Annotated in this window: 9 protein-coding genes; 5 read left to right on the forward strand and 4 right to left on the reverse strand. The window is 36.8% G+C overall.

Features of this window, described 5'->3' with window-relative positions:
* Positions 1-31: 31 nt before the first annotated feature.
* The 3 genes from DIT68_RS02280 (at position 32) to DIT68_RS02295 (ending at position 6,244) form a co-directional block, all read left to right on the forward strand.
* On the forward strand, positions 32-2,449 hold the full coding sequence (locus tag DIT68_RS02280; protein ID WP_109358189.1) for an outer membrane beta-barrel family protein: 2,418 nt from the start codon (positions 32-34) through the stop codon (positions 2,447-2,449).
* A gap of 474 nt (positions 2,450-2,923) precedes the next feature.
* Positions 2,924-4,153 carry an NAD(P)-dependent oxidoreductase gene (locus tag DIT68_RS02290; RefSeq protein ID WP_109358191.1) on the forward strand — a complete coding sequence of 410 codons (1,230 nt, stop codon included), beginning with the start codon at positions 2,924-2,926 and terminating at the stop codon, positions 4,151-4,153.
* 6 nt (positions 4,154-4,159) lie between these two features.
* Entirely contained in the window at positions 4,160-6,244 is a 2,085-nt protein-coding gene (locus tag DIT68_RS02295) for a vWA domain-containing protein (protein ID WP_109358192.1), read from the forward strand.
* Between the two features lie 303 nt (positions 6,245-6,547).
* Here the strand turns inward: DIT68_RS02295 and DIT68_RS02300 are convergent, their stop codons facing one another.
* The 4 genes from DIT68_RS02300 to DIT68_RS02315 form a co-directional block, all read right to left on the reverse strand.
* On the reverse strand, positions 6,548-7,735 hold the full coding sequence (locus tag DIT68_RS02300) for a vWA domain-containing protein (RefSeq protein ID WP_109358193.1): 1,188 nt from the start codon (positions 7,733-7,735) through the stop codon (positions 6,548-6,550).
* A 12-nt stretch (positions 7,736-7,747) separates the two neighbouring features.
* A complete protein-coding gene (locus DIT68_RS02305; protein WP_109358194.1) occupies positions 7,748-8,563 on the reverse strand; it encodes an AAA family ATPase in 816 nt (271 codons plus the stop codon).
* A gap of 77 nt (positions 8,564-8,640) precedes the next feature.
* A complete protein-coding gene (locus DIT68_RS02310) occupies positions 8,641-9,114 on the reverse strand; it encodes a DUF4442 domain-containing protein (protein ID WP_109358195.1) in 474 nt (157 codons plus the stop codon).
* Positions 9,101-10,075, reverse strand: a complete 975-nt coding sequence (locus tag DIT68_RS02315) for an NAD(P)H-dependent flavin oxidoreductase (RefSeq protein ID WP_109358196.1) — start codon at positions 10,073-10,075, stop codon at positions 9,101-9,103. The genes DIT68_RS02310 and DIT68_RS02315 overlap by 14 nt, the downstream gene beginning before the upstream one ends.
* Before the next feature lie 271 nt (positions 10,076-10,346).
* Between DIT68_RS02315 and DIT68_RS02320 the strand changes: the two genes are divergently transcribed.
* The gene (locus DIT68_RS02320; protein ID WP_109358197.1) at positions 10,347-12,230 is read left to right on the forward strand and encodes a DNA topoisomerase IV subunit B; all 1,884 of its coding nucleotides are present in this window, start codon (positions 10,347-10,349) and stop codon (positions 12,228-12,230) included.
* A gap of 3 nt (positions 12,231-12,233) precedes the next feature.
* Positions 12,234-15,416: a DNA gyrase/topoisomerase IV subunit A gene (locus DIT68_RS02325; protein ID WP_109358198.1), complete on the forward strand. Its 3,183-nt coding sequence runs from the start codon at positions 12,234-12,236 to the stop codon at positions 15,414-15,416.
* The last annotated feature ends 411 nt before the right edge of the window (positions 15,417-15,827 follow it).

Raw genomic sequence — 15,827 nt, forward strand, 5'->3', positions numbered from 1 at the left:
AATTTTTAATTTCGTAGCTCAATTTTTTTTTATGCGCTTTATACTCAGTTTCACTATTTTATTTCTTGCTTTTACCTCCTTCTCACAAGGGCAAATCACCCTGAAGGTTGTGGATGAAAACAACGAAGCAATTGAATATGCAAATTTTAGACTTTTTTCTCCGAAAGACTCTTCCGTTGTCTCTGGTGATTACTCTTCGTCTTCAGGTAAAATCTCAATGAATGCTGTTCCTTTTGGAGAGTACTATGCAATTTTGTCCTTTTTTGGATTTGAAGACCTCACCATTAATTCCATTCAAATTTCAGAAGAGAACCGTAAAGAAAACCTCGGAAATGTTAAAATGAGCACTTTAAAAAGTCAGGACTTTGAGGAGGTGGTGATTAAAGGGGAAACCAACTTAATGGAATCTAGCATTGACAAAAGAACCTATAATGTGGATGAGGACATGACAGCTGTGGGCGGCGGATTAACAGAAGTGTTGAACAACATTCCATCAGTTGAAGTAGACAATGACGGAAATGTTTCGCTGAGAGGAAGTGGAAGCGTAACCATACTCATCGATGGCCGACAAAGTGCTTTATCCAGTGGAGATGGTGCTTTAGATGGAATTCCAGCTAATGCAATTGAGCGCATTGAATTGGTAACAAATCCATCTGCCAAATATAACCCAGAAGGCACAGCGGGAATCATAAACATCGTATTAAAAAAGAAAAAATTACGAGGAATAAATACGAATGTTCAATTATCTGCAGCAAGTGAAAACTTGTACAGTGCAACGGTTGGATTTAATATTAGAAATGAGAAAATAAATTTCTATACCAATTACTCCTATCGATATAGGGAAGGGTATAGAAACAACTTTAACAAAAGAAGATCAAGCTTTGGCGATACTGTAGAGTTTTTAAACCAAAAAAGGCTAGGTACAGATTTTAGAGAGTCTCATACTGGTAAAATAGGGGCAGACTTCTTCATAAAAGAAAATCAGGTGATTGGTGTTTCAGCTTCTGGAACTTACACCGATAGAATAAGAAATGGAAAGCAAACGAATGAATTGTTCTACAACGACCTTCTTTTTCAATATTGGGACAGACAAGTTTACGACCCGAGAAACAGAAATTCTGTAGATTTAAACGCGAATTATAAATTAGACTTTAATGACCAAAACGGAAATTTGATTTTGGCTGCCACACAGTCTTTGGGGGACGAAAGTTCAATCGGCGAATTTGAAGAATATTATTTCAATCCCGATGGAACACCAAGTAGTAACAATTATCGCTTTCAAAATCAATTACGTGATGACAGTAATAATAAATTTACACTGTCCGCAGATTTAGAAAGGAGCATCAATGAAAACATGAAATACGAAACAGGACTCCAAGCCATCATTAATCGTCAAAATGAGTCTAACTATTTAGAGTATTTCGACACCCTCACACAAACCGTAATTCCAGATTTAAATGTAAATAACGAATTGGCTTTTAATGAAGAAATACTCTCAGTTTATGGGATTTTAGGTCACCAAGTATCGCAGAAATTCAAGTATCAAGCAGGAGTGAGGTTAGAGCAAGCTTACACAGAACCAAGGTTAATCACCACAAATGAATCATTTCAAAACGATTATTTCAGTTTTTTCCCATCAGTTCATGTAACATATGGCGACAAAGACAAGGGAGAATATTTTGCGAGTTATAGCCGAAGAATTAATCGTCCTAGCACGAGGTCATTAAACCCTTTCCCAATTTACAGCGATCCTTTAAACTTGATGAGAGGAAATCCGGAAATTCAACCAGAGTACATCAATTCTTATGAGTTAGGTTACGAAAAAATGTGGAAAAAAGGAAGCTTAACAAGTACTCTTTATTTTAAAGAAACGGTAAACAGAATTCAGCGTATTCGTCAGTTTTATGATGACGGGCGCAGTGTCACTACCTTCACTAATGTTGACGAAAGCTATGATTATGGTGTTGAATTGATTGGTACATATTCACCTTTTAGCTGGTGGAGAAATATGGTATCTGTTAACGCCTATGAAAGTAGATTATCAGCCAATGTTGGCGGAACCCAACTAAGCAACAAAGGAGTAAGCTGGGACGCCAAGCTGAATGCAACCTTCTCATTTTTTGATAACACCACAGCTTTACAGATCAATGCGCAATACATCGCACCACGCTACACAGTTCAAGGTTTTTATGAAAGAAGTCCCGGTGTAGACATAGGATTTACGAGAACTTTAATGGAGAAAAAAATGGTTATCGGAGTGAGGGTTTCTGATATTTTCGATCAAAAAGGATTTTATTTTGAAATAAACGATGGAGACATCGTTCAAGAGACCAATTATAAATGGACCACGCGCCGTTTATACTTAACATTATCGTATAAATTTGGGAACTTAACTACCAAAAATAAAGAGTTGAGAGAAAAGATAAAAGAAGCTGAAATAGAGGAGTAGTTGATCTCTCCAAAAGCCGCTATACAGCACACTTTATTTTATGCAAAAAGTTTATTTTCTCCCAATTCATGATCATCCTGAATTCCGGTATTAAGTGAATTGGGAAATGTTTTCCTCATGATCTATGAACTCATTGAGCTTCCTAGATTATCTTGAGTAACACACTTGAAAAGGATACCCATTTTTCACCCAATCATCATTATTATAGCTATGATGTTTGGGTGAAAAAAATCACTTTTAAAATAACGAGAAGCTGGCATCAATACTAAGTCATTCTGTACAGAATAGTTGAATTCTTGAAAATCTAACCCATCTATTTCCTCTCTTCCAGTTTTCGTATTTAAAAGGCCAAAGAAAACGAGAAGCACCAATTCCTATTTTCGCTGATAAAGATTAGTACTAAGGTCATAGTTTTAACGCCGTGCAGTTCCTAAAATCGTATTATTCTGCTATTTTTGTAAAAACACATAAATAATGACTACAAAAATTGGTATCATAAGAGAAGGTAAGAATCCGCCAGATGCACGTGTGCCACTTTCTCCAGAACAATGCCTCCGCGTAATGGAAGAGTATCCGAATGTTAAATTAGTTGTACAAAAAAGCGAAGTAAGGGCTTTTAAGGACAATGAATATTCTGATTTAGGTATTCCTATTGTAGATTCGTTAGAAGATTGTGATATCATTATGGGGGTTAAAGAAGTCAATATAGAAGACTTAATTCCCCAAAAGCAATACTTTTTCTTTTCCCATACATTCAAGGAACAGCCTTATAACAGGGATTTGTTGAAAGCGATCATAGAAAGAAGAATTCAATTAACGGATTATGAAGTGTTAACAGACAAAAATGATAAACGAATTATTGGTTTTGGACGTTACGCAGGAATTGTAGGCTGTTATAATGGGTTTTTAACCTATGGACTCAAAAACGCTCTTTATACTTTAAAACCAGCTCATCAATGTGCGGATAGAAAAGAAATGGAAAGTGAATTAGAGAAAGTAATATTACCGAAAGACACTAAGATTGTCATAACTGGATTTGGTAGAGTAGGACATGGTGCACTAGAAGTAATCAATAAACTTCCGATTACCGAAGTTAGCCCAGAAGAATTCTTAGATGATGTTTTTGACGAACCTGTATTCACTCATTTAGGAACCGCTGACTATGTTGCGCGAGATGATGAGAAAGAATTTGACCGAGATGCCTTTTTTGAAGACGGTTCGGGTCATCATTCTACATTTAACCGTTATTTAAAAGAAGCTGATTTGTATATCGCATGTCACTACTGGGAAAATGGTTCTCCATTCCTGGTAAGCAGAGATGAGCTTAAAAGTAAAGATAGACGTGTTTCGGTGATAGCAGATATATCCTGTGACATTGATGGACCAGTTGCATCAACAATTCGTCCAAGCACCATAGCCAACCCTATTTACGGATATGATCCAGAAACGGAGTCTGAAGTAGATTTTAGAGAATCTGACGCAATTGCAGTTATGGCGGTTGACAATTTGCCTTGTGAACTTCCTAAAGATGCCGCAATAGATTTTGGAAATGAGTTAATTAAAAATGTGTTGCCTGCTCTTTTTGGTGAAGACCCACACAGCATTATCGAGCGGGGCTCTCAAACATCCAAAGACGGCAAATTAACGCACGATTTCAAATACTTATCGGCTTATTTAGCAGGAAAGGAATCTGTAGAGCATTAATCTAAAATGACGGAAATATTTAGCGACATACCTTTGTGGACGCTTCTACCTTGGGCAGTTGTAACAGTCGCACTTTCTTTTTTGTTGTACAGAAAAAAAACTTGGGTTAAAGACATTTCTGGCTTTAAGCGATATCTTTTAATTACTCTAAGAAGTTTAGGCTTATTTTTGGTGGGCCTTCTTCTTTTGGGAATTTTGATTAAAGGAGTGGAAAGTGAAGTAGATCAGCCTTTGATTATCACAGTTGTTGATAATTCGGAGTCAATGCTGAATTATGCAGACAGTTCATCTGTTGAGGAGCAAAGTAAATCCTTTATAAATACAGCGATTACACAGTTTCAAAAGAATTATCAGAATGTAACTATCACTTTAGATAAGAACTTAGAAAAAACTGATTCACTGCACTATAATAACAAAGAGACAAACCTAAGTCATGCACTCAACAATGTGTTTGACAATTATTACGGAAGAAATATTGGAGCTTTGTTATTGCTATCAGATGGCAATTTTAATGCTGGTTCCACGCCGCTCTTAGTTGCCGAAAAATTTAAGAAAACACCTATTTACACCTTGTCGGTTGGCGATACTATTCAAAAAGTTGACCATTTAGTAAAAAATGTAACCGTAAATGAAATTGCATTTCTAGACAACCAGTTTCCTGTAGAAATTAGCGTTGAAGGGAATAAAACCCCAAATACAGAGTTCTTGTTGGAGTTGAAGAAAGAAGGTAAAGTAATTGCTTCAAAAACGCTAAATCATCAACAGAGCGAATACAGCTTAATAAAAACAGATTTTTTATTGGATGCGAAAAGCATTGGAATTCATGAGTATACAGTAAGTATTGAAGCTATTCAGAATGAGTTTGACTTAGACAACAATGAAAAAACCTTTTACGTCGAAGTTTTAGACGATAGGAGTAATGTGTTAATTATCGCTGAAGCTTTAAATCCTGATGTAGGAGCTATTAAAAGTGCTTTAGTGACAGAAAACAACCTAGATATCAAAACAGTCACAAAAGATAATCTTCCAAGCGATTATTCAAAGTTCGATTTAATTATTTGGCATGCCCCCGGAGTAGCTAAAAATCCAAAGGCATTTGAACGCATTACATCGGAGGGTATTCCTACCTGGTACATCATTACCGCCCAAACTTCTAGATTTGATATAGCTCAGTTAAAATTATCAGCTAACATTAACACAACTGGGTCTGCTGATAACTACGGAGCAGCCTACAACCAAGGATTCACATTATTCAAATTGTCTACCGAGGCCAGAAAAATGCTTGATAATTTCCCGCCATTGAACGCGCATTACGGCAAGGTTAACTATTCTAATAATGCTTCAATTCTAGCTTTCCAAAGATTAGGAGCAATTCAAAAAAGTGACCCTTTGATCTTTTTTGGGGGCAAGCAGAGCAGTAAATACGCTGTTACCTATGGAAGTGGCTTATGGAGTTGGAGACTTGCCGATTATCAAGAGAACCAAAATCAAGAACAATTTAATGAGATCGTCCATAAAACAGTTCAGTACCTCATTTTAAAGGAAAATACCACACGCTTGAGGGTTCAGTTACCATCCTTGATATCGAGTACAGAAGAAATTATCGTTAAAGCTTCTTTTTATAATGAAAGCTACGAAGCCATAACAGATCCAACTATTCAATTAGAATTAAGTAAACCCAACGGCGAAAGCTTTGATTATTCATTCTTGGCTTTAGAGAAAGAATACAACCTAAATTTAGGTCAATTACCAGCAGGTCGCTACGCATGGAAGGCTTCTACAAGGTATAATGGAGAAACATTCGCTAAAGAAGGAACATTTGGAGTGAAAGACTTAGCGTTGGAAAAACAAGCGACAAAGGCAAATCACCAGTTGTTGATGCAAATGGCCGAAAATGGTCAAGGTAAATTTGCAATGCTTACTGACTATCAAAGTATTTTGAATGATATCAATCAACGAGATGACATTGTTCCAGTAGCCTATGAATCGAGCACATACCACAAGCTCATCGACTATATTTGGTTGATGCTGATTATTGTAGCCTTATTTACGACAGAATGGGTTATTCGCCGATATTCAGGAGCTTATTAATGTTTAACGTGGGATGATTTGGAATCCCTTCCGCGAAGTGATCGGGGTGAATTAACCGCTAAGGGCCCTAAGGAGACGCAAAGTTCGGAGTGAAGAAACTAGTGATTAATTAATGATTAACGTGGTTTGGTATTGAAACTCTGAGTCATTCTTCTTTCCTCTGCGAAACTTTGCCCCTCAGTGAATCTTTGCGTCATTCCTTTTTTCCTCCGCGAAACTCGGCATCTTTGCGAAACTTTGTGTCATTCTTCTGCATCCCTCTGCGAAACTTTGCTCCTTTGCGAATCTCCGCTTAACCTCTTTTCACTTAGCCTTCCTCTTCAAAGCATCCACAGCCTCCTCAATCCCGTTTATCGTTAAGGGAAACATCCTGTCTTTCATTATTTTTTGCATCATTCCAATCGACTGTGTGAATTTCCAATCTTCTTTTGGAACAGGATTTAGCCATGCAAAGTAGGGGAAGTGTTCAATCATTCTGGTTAACCAAACTTGACCCGCTTCATTATTATAATGTTCTACGCTTCCCATGCGGGATACAATCTCATAGGGCGACATTGAAGCATCTCCAACAAAAACAACGCGATAATCCTCATTAAATGTGTTGAAAATTGATTCGGTTGGTGTTTTTTCATCCCAACGGCGTTCATTTTGCTTCCAAACATTTTCGTATAGACAATTGTGGAAATAGTAGAACTCCAAATGCTTGAATTCATACTTTGCCGCCGAGAAAAGTTGAGAACACAATTCAATATGGTCGTCCATAGAGCCACCAATATCGAAAAGTAAAAGCACTTTTACCACATTCTTTTTTGATGGAACCATTTCAACCTCTAGCATTCCGCTGTTTTTAGCAGTACTTCGAATGGTTTTGTCTAAATCTATTTCTTCTGTTCGGCCTTCACGACTAAGAACCCTCAACTTTCGAAGTGCCATTTTCATGTTTCGGGTGTCGAGCTCTTCATCCTGACTCAGGTCTTTAAAACTGCGTTTATCCCAAACTTTCACCGCTTTTCCATGCCGACTTTTATCTTGTCCAATTCGCACACCTTCAGGATTATAGCCATAAGCACCGAAAGGAGAAGTTCCGCCTGTTCCAATCCATTTGTTTCCCCCTTGGTGACGTTCTTTTTGTTCTTTTAAAAGCTCCGCCATTCTATCGAGCAAGCTTTCTAGATCTCCATGACTTTTAATTTTCTCCAATTCCTCTTTAGAAAATAAACGCTCACCATTTTTGCGCAACCATTCATCCGGAATATCCAAAATATCGGAAGATTTGATTTGTTCAATTCCTTTAAAGTAAACCCCGAAAATTTGGTCGTATAAATCTAAATGCTCTTCATTTTTCACTAAAATAGTTCTCGAGAGAAAATAGAAATCATCCACATTATATTCGGCAATATTAGCTTCTAATGCAGCCAGTAAATCTAAATATTCACGCAGGGTAACTGGAATATTTTTCTGTTTCAGCAATAAGAAAAAGTCTAAAAACATGATTTCCTATTTTTATCGAATCAAAGCTTTGTCGTGCTCATTCTTAAGTAAGGCCCCCAAAAATGGTGTATTTCCATTTCCCGCCATTACGTCATCTAATTCCTGCGCATTGATTTTCCCAACTAATAAGAGTTTAATCCAATCGATTAATTCACTTGTTGAAGGTTTTTTCTTAATATTTCTTTGATTTCTAATGGCATAAAACAATTTCATTGCACTTTCCACCAGTTGTTCTTCTAAATCAGGGTAATGAACCGCAACAATTGCTTTCAAAGTTTCGCGGTCAGGAAAAGAAATGTAGTGGAAGAAGCAACGACGCAAGAAAGCATCAGGTAATTCCTTTTCGTTGTTCGATGTGATGATGATAATTGGACGGTGTTTTGCAATGATTTCCTCACCGGTTTCATAACAGAAAAACTGCATTTTATCGAGTTCCAGTAATAAGTCATTAGGAAACTCAATATCCGCTTTATCAATTTCGTCAATCAACAAAATAACGCGCTCATCTGCCTCAAAAGCTTGCCATAACTTCCCTTTATTGATGTAGTTAGCGATATTATCCACTTTATCATTCCCCAATTGCGAATCTCGCAAACGAGAAACAGCATCATATTCATACAATCCTTGTTGAGCAGTTGTAGTTGATTTTATATGCCAAGTGTACAAGGGTTTGTCCAATGCTTTTGCAATTTCATGCGCCAACAGCGTTTTTCCTGTTCCAGGTTCTCCCTTAATCAATAATGGCTTTTCCAATGTAATTGCAGCGTTTACCGCCACAGATAAATCGTGAGATGCTATATAATTTGTGGTACCTTGAAATTTTGTCATTGTTTTGTTTGAGTTTTGGTTCAAAAATAGTAAATGTTTGGGGAATGTTTGGTGTAGGGGCGATTTGCAAATCGCCCCTACAGCACCTTCACCGAAATCTCCATGTCAAAAACAGCAACTATTTCACCATCTGTATTCTTCGCTTCAACTTTAACCCATTTGTTTACTCTTTCTTTAGTTAACAGAGCTTCATCGAAAGCTTGTTTCACCAATTGACCTTCGTCAGAATTAAAGTAAACATCAGTCATGGCGCGTTTCAGAAACTCTGCTTTTACGGCTTTAAATGCAAAAGAAACTTTCACTCCCGATTGCCTGGCAAAGTAAAAAGCATGTAATCCAGCTGCCATATCCGCTCCCACGGCCAAACTTCCGAAATACATAGATTTTAAATGATTTTTTGTGCGACGTTTGAGTTTGATTCTCACTTGAGACCTTTCTTCATCTAAAAACATTAGTTTAGGGCGAACGTAGGCAATCATAGGTATTTTCACCACTCCCATTAACCAAAGTAATCTGCGCATCCTACTTAAGGAAATCTTATTTTTCTGCATGATATTCTTCTACAATTTGATCAATAATTGCTTTGATTGGGCGAACAGAATTTACATTCTCAATCGTTGGTCCAGCGCACCATAAGGTTTTGTAGGTTGCACTAAAAGCCGCTTTCTGCAGCTGTTTCATTCCACGTAAAAAAGTAAACGCTTTAAACCATTTTTTAAGTTTTCTATTTTTATTCAGTAATCGTTCTAACCAATTTTGATCTGTTCCAATTTTCTCAACATAAGGCGTTTTTATAACTGTGCATGGTGTTCCAGAAAGTTTAGAAGTCATTACAATATCATCCTTCCCATAGTCGATACAAGCTTGTTTATATTCTTCGCTGACGTCAGATTCTTCCGTTGCGATAAAAATAGAACCAATGGAACAACCTTCAGCACCCAGTTTCATAACGTCACGCATCTCATGCCCATTTCCAACCCCTCCTGCAGAAATAACAGGAATTTTACAATGCTTTTTTAATTCTGGAACCAAATCTTTGATGGAAATATTTCCCGCATGACCACCCGCTTCTTTGTTCACTGCAATTATTGCATCAGCTCCTAAAGATTCAACTTTCTTTGCGAATTTTAGATTGGTGACATCACAAAACACCTTAATTCCATTCTTGTGGGCTTGATTTATTGTTTCTTCTGGTGAGCCTAGACTGGTAATGATATAATCTACTTTTTCCTCACAAATAACCGCCAACTGTTCCTTGTAAGTAAAATTACTTTTGTTGACAATCAGATTAATTCCAAAAGGACCAGTAACCGCATTTTTGATTTCACGAATCGCTGCTCTCAATTCTTCGGTAGTCCGGTAATTCATAGCAGGAACAGCCGCTGTAGCACCCGCATTAACTCCCGCAATAATCATTTTGGTATTCGAAACCAAAAACATAGGAGCGATTATAATAGGATAGCGGATTTTGAGCATTTCACTCAAACTGGTTTTTATTTCATTATTTTCCATACGCTAAACTAATTATATTTTTTATGTATGCATAGAAAACTCATGAATAATTTACAAAGGATTTATTTTTTACACTTGATGAATCAGAGCGGACAAGGGTGCATAAAAATGTAAAATAAATTGAAATAAATTTCTTATCTTAGTCACGAAAAATAAAACAAGAAACATGCTCATATTAACTATTCATCGTTTATAAACTAATCGATTTGGTGCTAAAAAACTAAGAATAGATAGTATATTTGTTTGCATACTCAAAACACGCGTTATAAATATGGCAGAAGAAAATAATTACACAGAAGACAATATACGCTCACTCGATTGGAAGGAACACATACGTCTACGACCGGGAATGTATATTGGAAAGCTGGGAGATGGTGCTTCTGCTGATGATGGAATTTACATTCTCATGAAAGAGGTGATCGATAATTGTATCGATGAATTTGTCATGGGAAATGGAAAACGAATTGACATTAAAGCCAAAGAGGGTAAGGTGACCATTCGAGATTATGGTCGAGGAATTCCCCTGGGTAAGGTCGTAGATGTAGTTTCCAAAATAAATACGGGGGGTAAATATGATTCAAAAGCCTTTAAAAAATCTGTTGGTCTAAATGGTGTCGGTACAAAAGCTGTTAACGCATTGAGTAGTCATTTCATGGTGTATTCTGTTCGTGATGGAGAAAAGAAAAGCGCTACTTTTGAGCGTGGAGTGCTTACAGACGATCCAAAAATTGAAAAAACGGATGAACGCAATGGGACTTTTGTTGAGTTTTATCCGGATGAACAAATATTTAAGAAGTTTGCCTTTAAAGTTCCCTACATTGAAAAAATGATTTGGAATTACTGTTACTTGAACAGAGGATTAGCGATTTATTTCAATGGTGAGAAATTTCAATCGAAAAACGGACTTAAGGATTTACTTGAAAACAACCAAGATGGAGATCCCTTGTATCCAATTATTCATTTGGAAGGTTATGATATCGAAGTGGCGTTTACGCACGGAAGAACTTACGGAGAAGATTATTATTCTTTTGTCAATGGTCAGCATACAACCCAAGGCGGTACGCATCACAGTGCTTTCAGGGAATCTGTGGCGCGTGTAATCAAGGATTTTTACAACAAAAATTATGAATCTTCAGATATAAGGCAATCCATTGTTGCCGCAATATCGGTTAAAGTTGTGGAACCTGTTTTTGAATCACAAACAAAAACAAAATTAGGTTCGCAGGACGTTGAACCGGGAGGAAAGTCAATGCGTGCTTTTATAAATGATTTTTTAAAAACAAAGCTTGACAATTATTTGCATAAGAATCCTACAACAGCAGAGATTTTAGAAAATAAAATAAAGCAATCAGAAAAAGAACGTAAAGAGCTTTCTGGAATTCGTAAAATAGCAAGAGAAAGAGCGAAAAAATCGAGTCTACACAATAAGAAACTTCGTGATTGTCGTGTGCATTTAACGGACATGAAAAACGATCGTCGTGAAGAAACTACTTTATTTATCACCGAGGGAGATTCAGCTTCTGGTTCTATAACGAAGTCCAGAGATGTAAACACACAGGCGGTTTTTAGTTTACGTGGTAAACCTTTAAATACATACGGATTAACCAAGAAAGTAGTTTACGAGAACGAAGAATTTAATCTGGTTCAGGCCGCCTTAGATATTGAGGACGACATGGATAATTTGAGGTACAACAAAATTGTAATCGCAACAGATGCCGATGTGGATGGTATGCACATTCGTATGTTGTTATTGACTTTTTTCCTGCGTTTCTTCCCTGATTTGGTCAAGCGAAATCATGTTTATGTGCTTCAAACACCATTATTTAGAGTAAGAACCAAAAAGAAAACAAGGTATTGTTATTCTGAGGAAGAGAGAAGGCAGGCATTGGATGACCTAGGAAAAACAGCAGAGATTACACGATTTAAAGGACTTGGGGAGATTTCTCCAGATGAATTTAAGCACTTCATAGGTGAAGATATTCGTTTAGAACCCGTAATGTTGAGTAAAGGCGCTTCAATTGAAGAGGTTCTTTCTTTCTACATGGGAAAAAACACACCCTCTCGACAAGAATTTATCATTGAAAATTTACGAGTAGAGCAAGATATCGCAGAAGAGATTAAGAGTGATAAGGAAAAAATAGAAAAAGCATCATAAACTATGGCGGAAGACAAAAATTCTGAAGATGAGGAAAACAAAAACATTCCAGATTCTGAAAATGATGACAATAAAGACCAAGAAAACCAAGACAATCAAGAAGTTTCCAATGATCCTGAAGAGGACGGGAGCGATGTAAACGGAATCAAAAAGGTAGATGAAAACATCATCTCTTTAGATGGACTGTATGAAAATTGGTTTCTAGATTATGCCTCTTATGTTATTCTTGAACGTGCAGTTCCGGGGTTAAATGATGGGCTAAAACCTGTGCAACGTCGTATTCTTCACTCCATGAAAGAATTGGAGGATGGACGATACAATAAGGTCGCAAATCTTATTGGAAATACCATGAAATATCACCCGCATGGTGACGCTTCCATTGGAGATGCTATGGTGCAAATGGGTCAGAAAGAATTGCTGATCGACATGCAAGGAAACTGGGGTAACACGCTGACTGGTGACGGTGCGGCCGCGCCACGTTACATTGAGGCACGTTTATCCAAATTTGCACTTCATGTGGCATTCAACGCCAAAACAACAGAATGGCTCACGAGTTACGACGGAAGAAATAAAGAACCTGAGGATTTGCCAATGAAGTTTCCTTTGCTTCTGGCGCAAGGAGCAGAGGGAATTGCCGTGGGGTTGGCCTGTAAAATTTTACCGCATAACTTTATAGAATTAATAGATAACTCGATTAACCATTTGCGTGGAAAGAAAGTCGAAATTTTCCCAGATTTCCTTACGGGAGGAATGGCCGATTTCACCAATTATAACGATGGTTTACGCGGAGGAAAAGTGAGAGTTCGTGCGAAAATTAATAAGATTGACAACAAAACTTTAAGTATTACAGAAATTCCTTTTGGAACGAATACTTCTTCTTTAATTGATTCTATTTTACGCGCCAACGACAAAGGGAAAATTAAAATCAAGAAAATTGATGACAATACTGCTGCGGAAGCTGAAATTTTGATTCACTTAGCCAGTAATGTTTCTCCAGATAAATTAATTGATGCACTTTATGCATTTACGGATTGTGAAGTGTCCATTTCGCCCAACTCAACTGTAATTGATAAGGAAACTCCTCGTTTTTTGGGAATGAGTGAGATTTTAAAGCACAATACAGACAATACAGTTCGTTTACTTAAACGCGAATTAGAAATTCGAAAAGAAGAACTGGAAGAACAATGGCATTTTAGCTCTTTGGAGAAAATTTTTATCGAGAATAAAGTCTACAGTTTAATAGAGGAGGAGGAAACCTGGGAAGGTGTTATTTCCGCTATTGATACTGGATTAAAACCATTCACAAAACACTTAAAAAGAGAAGTTACCAGAGACGATATTATCCGATTGACAGAAATTAAGATCAAGAGAATTTCTAAATTTGATAAGTTTAAAGCAGATGAAATCATTCAAAAAATTGAAGATGAATTAGCACAGGTTATTTCAAATATTGAGAATATTATTGAATTTTCTATCGATTACTTTAAAGACCTGAAAAAACGTTTCGGGGAAGGAAAGGAGAGAAAAACGGAGATCAGAGTTTTTGATAACATCAACGCTTCAAAAGTAATTATTGCTAATGAAAAGTTGTATGTTGATTTTAAAGAAGGTTTCATTGGTTATAAGCTGAGAAAGGCCGATTATATTCAAGATTGTTCTGAAATTGATGATATCATCGTTTTCTTCGATACGGGTAAAATGATGATTACCAAAGTAGCCGATAAAAAATTCGTAGGTAAAGGCATTCTTCATGCGGCGGTATGGAAAAGAGGGGATAAGCGAACGGTTTATCATGTGATTTATAAAGATGGAAAATCTGGAAATTCTTACATGAAACGCTTCTTAGTGAATTCAATTACGCGAGATAAAGAATATGATTTAACCACGGGTAAAAAAGGATCTAAATTGCATTATTTCTCTGCACATCCCAACGGTGAAAGGGAAGTGGTGACCATTCATTTAAAAGCGAGAACCCATTTAAAAAAGCTAAAATTAGATGTAGATTTGGGAGAACAGTTGATAAAAAGCCGTTCTGCCAAAGGAAATATTATTAGTAAAGAGCCGATTTCAAAAGTAACGCAAAAAGAGGTCGGTGGATCTACTTTAGCAGCAAGAAAAATTTGGTACGATGATATTGTTGGTCGATTAAATGATGATCAACGTGGGAAATTTTTAGGTCAATTTAGAGGTGACGACAAAATATTGACACTATACAAAAACGGTGAATATCGTTTGTCAAGTTTCGATTTAACCATTCACTTTGGGGATGACATGATTCATATCGAAAAATGGAAGCCTGAACACGCTATTTCTGCCGTTTATTACGATCCTGAAAAGGAAATTCACTATGCAAAACGATTTGTTTGCGAAGTAACGACGGACAGAAGAGTGCCCTTTATTCCTGAAACAGAAGGAACGGAGCTTAATGCAGTTTCTACCGCTTATGAGCCTGAAGTAAGGATTGTTTACAATAAACTCTTGAAAGCGACTAAACATTTGCCAGATAGACTCGTCAGAATAGACGAATTTATTGACGTTAAAGGAATGAAATCTATTGGTAATCAGCTTGAAAAGCTAAAGGTCAAAGAGATTGAATTGACCCATCCGATTGAAGGAAAAACACCTTGGCCAGATGAAGAGGAAGAGGCTACAGAAGTTGCAGAAGAGGAAAATGAAGAGGAAACGGATGATGAAAATCAGGACAATTCAAAAGCAGCTCATGACAAAGAAGGAAGCGATGACGACTCAAATGACGATTCTGACAAGGATGACGATGATAGCAGCGATGATGGGGATGATGGAGATGACGACGGAGATGATGACCAACCAAAAGGAGGTTCACCAAAACCTGAGGCGATCAAGGAAAAACCTACTGTAGAGAAGAAAAAACCCGTTAAAAAGGTTAAATCTAAATCCGTCCAAGAAGTTCAGCCTGAGAAAACAGATAAACAAGAGGATTCCTCAAATAAAAAAGCAGCAACGAATTCAGAATCATTGAAGAAGGAAACGCAAGCTGTTGTCAGTATAGAAGATATTTTACCACCAATAGAGGAAAAACCAAAACCAGCACCCAGAAGAAGAAGTTTATCTAGACGACCGATCAAAGACAAGCCGGCACAGCAGGTGACTTGGGATTTATTTAGTTCAACAGACGAGAAAGACAAAGATGATAAGGATAAAAACTAAGGCTTAATGGTAAAGCGTGTGTCAAGAAGAATTAATAGCATTATTTGTTAGGATATAAATAGAAGAGACTGTTTGAAAGAACGGTCTCTTTTAGTTAGGAATTTCTATTTAACATAATATTAATTATAGGACAAATATAAATTAGTGAATATACGCCAACACAATAGATTTTCCAATGTAGATTTAATAATGCGCTTGGTTTTAAAACTCTTGCTTTAAATTCACTCAAAGCATTTGAACTCATTCAGTCTGTTATTCCCAATTCACAACTATTTAAACAAAGTATTGTGTTCTAATAAAAAATGAACTCAAGATAATTCCGCACGCTAAAATTGTTGTTAGTATTACCATGGGTTCAGAATTTTGAGTTGAATCCTCTTAGAATTTGAACATCTAAAAAATCACCAACCC

This window comes from Brumimicrobium oceani (assembly GCF_003143775.1).
Taxonomy (GTDB): Bacteria; Bacteroidota; Bacteroidia; order Flavobacteriales_D; family Crocinitomicaceae; genus Brumimicrobium; species Brumimicrobium oceani.

Excerpts from the sequence above, each read along its gene's own strand:
- DIT68_RS02290 (WP_109358191.1), top strand. The coding sequence starts at position 2,924 with ATGACTACAAAAATTGGTATCATAAGAGAAGGTAAGAATCCGCCAGAT.
- DIT68_RS02300 (WP_109358193.1), bottom strand. The coding sequence starts at position 7,735 with ATGTTTTTAGACTTTTTCTTATTGCTGAAACAGAAAAATATTCCAGTT.
- DIT68_RS02305 (WP_109358194.1), bottom strand. The coding sequence starts at position 8,563 with ATGACAAAATTTCAAGGTACCACAAATTATATAGCATCTCACGATTTA.
- DIT68_RS02315 (WP_109358196.1), bottom strand. The coding sequence starts at position 10,075 with ATGGAAAATAATGAAATAAAAACCAGTTTGAGTGAAATGCTCAAAATC.
- DIT68_RS02325 (WP_109358198.1), top strand. The coding sequence starts at position 12,234 with ATGGCGGAAGACAAAAATTCTGAAGATGAGGAAAACAAAAACATTCCA.
- DIT68_RS02320 (WP_109358197.1), top strand. The coding sequence starts at position 10,347 with ATGGCAGAAGAAAATAATTACACAGAAGACAATATACGCTCACTCGAT.
- DIT68_RS02295 (WP_109358192.1), top strand. The coding sequence starts at position 4,160 with ATGACGGAAATATTTAGCGACATACCTTTGTGGACGCTTCTACCTTGG.
- DIT68_RS02280 (WP_109358189.1), top strand. The coding sequence starts at position 32 with ATGCGCTTTATACTCAGTTTCACTATTTTATTTCTTGCTTTTACCTCC.
- DIT68_RS02310 (WP_109358195.1), bottom strand. The coding sequence starts at position 9,114 with ATGCAGAAAAATAAGATTTCCTTAAGTAGGATGCGCAGATTACTTTGG.